Here is a 2,238-nt window from a genome sequence, read left to right on the forward strand (position 1 = left end):
GGGCGTCAGCGGCAACCTCGTCACCGACGGCAGCGGCAACACCACCGTCTATCTCGCCACCGCGACCGTCAACGATCTCTTGTCCGCGATCGATCTGGCCAGCGGCGTCAAGACCGTCTCCATCACCTCCGGCGCTGCGACGATCTCCACGAGCGCCAGCCAGCCAGGTGCTGCCGTCTCGACCGCTGCAGGTGGCGCCGTCACGCTGAAGAGCTCGACGGGTGCGGATCTCAGCGTCACCGGCAAGGCCGACCTGCTCAAGGCTCTCGGCCTGACGACTGCTGTGGGCGGCGGCAACGCCACCGTCAACGTCAACCGGACCACGAGCTCGGCCTCACTGGGTGCGACGATCGCCGACGGTTCGACGCTGAACGTCGACGGCCACGTCATCACCTTCAAGAACGCGCCGATCCCGGGTTCGACCGGTGCTCCGAGCGTTCCGAGCGGTTATGGTACGAGCGGTAACGTCCTCACCGACGGCAATGGCAACTCGACGGTCTATCTGCAGGCCGGCACGGTCAACGACGTGCTGAAGGCGATCGACCTTGCCACCGGCGTGCAGACCGCGACGGTCAATGCCAACGGCACCGCGACGCTTGCGACCGCCACGGGCCAGACCAACTCGTCGATCAATGCCTCGGGTCAGCTCAAGCTCTCGACCGGCGTCAATGCCGACCTCTCGATCACCGGTACAGGCAATGCGCTGAATGCGCTTGGCTTCGCCGGCAACACCGGGACCTCGAGCGCGTTCACCGCGGCCCGCACCTCCGGCGTCGGTGGCCTCAGCGGCAAGACCTTGACCTTCTCCTCCTTCAACGGCGGCACGGCGGTCAATGTCACCTTCGGCGACGGCACCAGCGGCACGGTCAAGACGCTCGATCAGCTCAACACGAAGCTTCAGGCCAACAACCTGACGGCGACGATCGACGCCAACGGCCTGCTGACGGTCTCGACCACCAACGACTACGCGTCCTCGACCATCGGTTCGAGCGCCGCGGGTGGTGCGATCGGCGGCACGCTGACTTCGGCGCTGACGTTCTCGACGGCTTCCAGCCCCGTCCAGGACACGGTTGCCCAGACCTCGCGTTCGAACCTGGTGTCTCAGTACAACAACATCCTGAACCAGATCGACACGACCTCGCAGGACTCCTCGTTCAACGGCGTCAACCTCTTGAACGGCGACCAGCTCAAGCTGGTGTTCGACGAGACCGGCAAGTCGAACCTCAGCATCACCGGCGTGACCTACAACTCCAAGGGTCTCGGCCTCGCGGCGCTGACCAGCGGTGTCGACTTCATCGACAACTCCGCGACCAACAAGGTGCTGTCGAACCTGAACGCCGCGTCGAGCACGCTGCGCTCGGAAGCTTCGAGCCTCGGCTCGAACCTCTCGGTGGTGCAGGTTCGTCAGGACTTCAACAAGAGCCTGATCAACGTGCTGCAGACCGGTTCGTCCAACCTGACCCTGGCCGACACCAACACCGAAGCGGCCAACAGCCAGGCGCTGTCGACCCGCCAGTCGATCGCGGTCTCCGCGCTGTCGCTGGCCAACCAGTCGCAGCAGAGCGTGCTCCAGCTGCTCCGCTAACAAGCGGACGAACATCGTAAGACGACTATTGCGGCGGGGCTTCGGCTCCGCCGCTTTCTTTTTGCAACGGCATCAGAGTGCCGCTCGACGAAGTGCAACGATGCATTCGGATGCAGCCGATTGCTTACTCTGAGTTATGGTTGACAAGTCGCAAACGCCGGGTCGTTGCGCGAAAAAGCATCATGCTATCATGACGATATGGACGAGCCTGAGATGGCTCCGATTGCTCATATGGTGAATCCGCGCAAGGACTGGCGCGACACGCTTCATGCTTTGTTAGCCGTCTGTGTTCACCGTCCCGGACATCGATTAATCCTAATCGAAGTTTGTTGCGTTGCGTACCAGAAGGGTAACACTCAATGTCCGGTATTGTTCTCTCCTCGTCGGTTCGTCAGAACCTGCTCTCCCTCCAGTCCACCGCTGATCTTCTCGCCACCACTCAGAGCCGTCTGTCGACCGGCAAGAGCGTCAATTCGGCCCTGGACAATCCCACCAACTTCTTCACGGCACAGTCGCTCGACAACCGCGCCAGCGACATCAACAATCTGCTCGACGGCATCGCCAACGGCGTGCAGGTGCTGCAGGCCGCCAACACCGGCATCACCTCGCTGCAGAAGCTGATCGACTCTGCGAAGTCGATCGCCAACCAGGCG

At 62.6% G+C, this 2,238-nt stretch carries 1 protein-coding gene and 1 pseudogene; both read left to right on the top strand.

Annotated features, from left to right (window positions below):
• A partial coding sequence (locus tag IVA75_RS34890; protein WP_247287489.1) for a DUF1522 domain-containing protein occupies positions 1-1,585 on the top strand: 1,585 nt, incomplete at its 5' end.
• A gap of 359 nt (positions 1,586-1,944) precedes the next feature.
• Positions 1,945-2,238: pseudogene (locus IVA75_RS34895) on the top strand (flagellin); the annotation flags it as partial.

Origin of the sequence: Bradyrhizobium sp. 134 (genome assembly GCF_023074155.1) — a bacterium.
Classification (GTDB): domain Bacteria; phylum Pseudomonadota; class Alphaproteobacteria; order Rhizobiales; family Xanthobacteraceae; genus Bradyrhizobium.